This is a genomic window from Mesorhizobium sp. P5_C1, assembly GCF_054049815.1.
The window spans coordinates 1-2,840 of record NZ_JBFULQ010000638.1 but is presented as its reverse complement, the minus strand read 5'-3'; the positions used below and the strand labels follow the sequence as shown (position 1 = coordinate 2,840).

The window sequence follows — 2,840 nt, the reverse complement described above, 5'->3', positions numbered from 1 at the left end:
GCATCAATATGAGCCATACCGATCACGAGCTGATGCGCACGCTGGTCGGACGCATCCGTACCGTCGAGGAAGCGGTCGGCCGGCCGATCGGTATTCTGGCCGACCTGCAAGGCCCCAAGCTGCGCGTCGGCAAGTTCGCCAATGGCAAGGAAGTGCTGACCGTCGGCCAGACCTTCACGCTCGACAACAATCCCGAGCCGGGCACATCAACCAGGGTCTACCTGCCGCATCCCGAAATCCTGAGCTCGGTAGAAGCTGGTCATCGCTTGCTGATCGATGACGGCAAGCTCGAATTGAAGGCGGTGAGAAGCGACGGCAAGTCGATCGTCTGCACGGTCATTGCCGGCACCACGATTTCCGACAAGAAAGGCGTCAGCCTGCCAGATACCGATCTGCCGGTCGGCGCGCTGACCGAGAAGGACCGCAAGGATCTCGATGCCGTTCTGTCGACGGGCGTCGACTGGGTTGCGCTGTCGTTCGTGCAGCGGCCGGAGGATCTGGCCGAAGCGCGCAAGATCGCGCGCGGCCGGGCACTGATCATGGCCAAGATCGAAAAGCCGCAGGCCGTTGCGCGGCTGGCCGAGATTATCGAACTGTCCGATGCCCTGATGGTCGCCCGCGGCGATCTCGGTGTCGAAATGCCGCTCGAGGCGGTGCCTGGCATCCAGAAGCAGATCACGCGCGCCGCGCGCCGCGCCGGCAAGCCGGTGGTGGTTGCAACGCAGATGCTGGAATCGATGATCACCGCCCCCGTGCCGACCCGCGCCGAGGTGTCCGATGTGTCGATCGCCGTCTTCGAAGGCGCCGATGCCATCATGCTGTCGGCGGAGTCCGCCGCAGGCGCCTATCCGGTCGAAGCGGTGGCGATGATGGACCGCATCGCCACCAAGGTCGAAACCGATCCGACCTATGCCGGCATCATCAACGCGCAGCGCTCCGAGCCGGAAGCAACCGGCGCCGACGCCATTTCGCTGGCCGCCCGCGAGATCGCCGAGACGCTGAAACTGTCGGCAATCATCACCTACACGGCGTCCGGCACCACCGGCCTGCGCGCCGCCCGCGAGCGTCCGCAGGTGCCGATCATCGCGCTGTCGCCGATCCTCAACACGGCGCGGCGGCTGTCGCTGCTGTGGGGCACTCATTGCGTCGTCTCGCCCGATGCCAGCGACCTCGACGACATGGTCAACCGCGCGTGCCGCATCGCCTTCGACGAAGGTTTCGGCAAGCCGGGCGATCGTGTCATCATCACCGCCGGCGTGCCACTGAGGACCCCCGGTTCGACCAACATGCTGCGCATCGCCTATGTCGGGTCGGACGTGCAAAGCAGCCGGTAGAGAGGTTCGCCTGAACGTAGCGTGATCAGGTCGGCGCGAGTTCGGCCTGCGGCACCTTGAGGTCGGCGCATTTGCCGGCGCCATAGGCGTCGCCGGCGATACGCGCTTCCACGGTCCTGGCCATCGCCTGCAGGTCGATATCCTTGCCGGCGGCCTTCTCGATGGCGCCGACGACAAGGTCCGGGGCAATCCAGTCCGGCTTGTGGCCGAGATTGTGCACCCAGACCAGCTTGGCGCCGGCAATGTCGCGGACGAGGCCGACCGAGTGAATCTGCGCATAGACGACCTTGTCGCGATCGCCCGAAATGACCACGGTCGGCGCCTTGATCTCGGCGTAGTGGGGGGCGGCACCAAGGGCATAGCGATAGAGCCCGGCGACGTCGGTGGCGTTGGCACGAAAGGCCGGTGGCCGCAGCACCAGCGGGATCGAGGCGGTGGCGAGGTAATTGTCCGGCACCTTGTTGGGCGAGAAGACGCAGGTCGTGGCATCAGCCATCTGCAGCGTTCCCGCGGGATAGCTCAGCGTTTCGGTGAACAGCCGGCCGATCACCGGAATGGTCGTCAGATCATAGTACCAGGAGGTTGCACCGCCAGGCCAGGGATGGGTCGCCGGCGCAAGAAAGACCAGCCCAAGCGTCTTGTCGGCATGCTCGCGGCCAAACGCGGTGGTCGCGGCGGCGCCAAAGGAATGGCCGACGACGACAGCTTTCTTCATGCCGAGACGGTCCATCAGCGCGGCGATGGTGATGGCCTGGGCCGACGGGCTTTCGTTGTTGCCCGGGCCACGCTCCGACCAGCCGAAACCCGGCCGGTCGATGAACAGCATTTCGGCGTGGCCTTCGAGCAGCGGCCGCAGCGGCAGCATCTGGTCCCTGAGATTGGCGCTGGCGCCATGAATGAAGACGATAGCCGGCAGCGAGGCATTCGCAGGCGCCGGAATATGCACATAGTGGATGCGGGCGCCATTGATGTCGGCGAAGTCGCCGATCGGCGGATTGCGCCGCTCGATAAGCCAAGAGCCGACGCGGGTGACGCCGACAAGGCCGAAGACAAGCGCCATCAGGAAGGCGAGGGCAGCGTAGATCAGGTTCATGCGGGGAAAATACGGGCTGGAGCGGAATTAGTTCTGGGGCATGCTGACGTTCAGGTGGGGCTGGCCTGCGAACGGCTGGGCTTGACCTGAATCTCAGCATACCCCGGCTGGGAGATCAGAGGCATCAAATGCCTTCGCCGGCAAGCTCTTCCGACAGTGAGGCGACCTGGTCCTGGGCGCTGCGCATCATTGGATAGATGGCCAGCACCTTTTGCCAGGCCTCGAGCGCCGATTGCTTGTGGCCCGTCAGGGCCATGATCTGCGCCAGGCCGGACAGCGCTCCGAAATGGCGCGGCTCGAGCTGCAGCGTATGGTCGATGTCGGACATCGACTTGCCGTAGTTCTTCATCATGAAATGCACGGTGGCGCGCCGGTTCCAGCCTTCGGCATATGTCGGCTTCAAGGTCACCACC

Annotated in this window: 3 protein-coding genes; 1 reads left to right on the top strand and 2 read right to left on the bottom strand. The window is 64.8% G+C overall.

The genetic code is table 11. The annotated features are described in order from the left end of the window. The first annotated feature begins 2 nt into the window (after nucleotides 1-2). Nucleotides 3-1,334 carry a pyruvate kinase gene (pyk, locus tag ACXJ7R_RS29220; protein WP_457154863.1) on the top strand — a complete coding sequence of 444 codons (1,332 nt, stop codon included), beginning with the start codon at nucleotides 3-5 and terminating at the stop codon, nucleotides 1,332-1,334. 25 nt (nucleotides 1,335-1,359) lie between these two features. Here pyk and ACXJ7R_RS29215 read toward each other — a convergent pair whose 3' ends face one another. Continuing rightward, on the bottom strand, nucleotides 1,360-2,427 hold the full coding sequence (locus ACXJ7R_RS29215) for an alpha/beta fold hydrolase (RefSeq protein ID WP_457154862.1): 1,068 nt from the start codon (nucleotides 2,425-2,427) through the stop codon (nucleotides 1,360-1,362). A gap of 124 nt (nucleotides 2,428-2,551) precedes the next feature. Further along, the coding region (locus ACXJ7R_RS29210; protein WP_457154861.1) for a tetratricopeptide repeat protein at nucleotides 2,552-2,840 on the bottom strand (289 nt) is incomplete at its 5' end.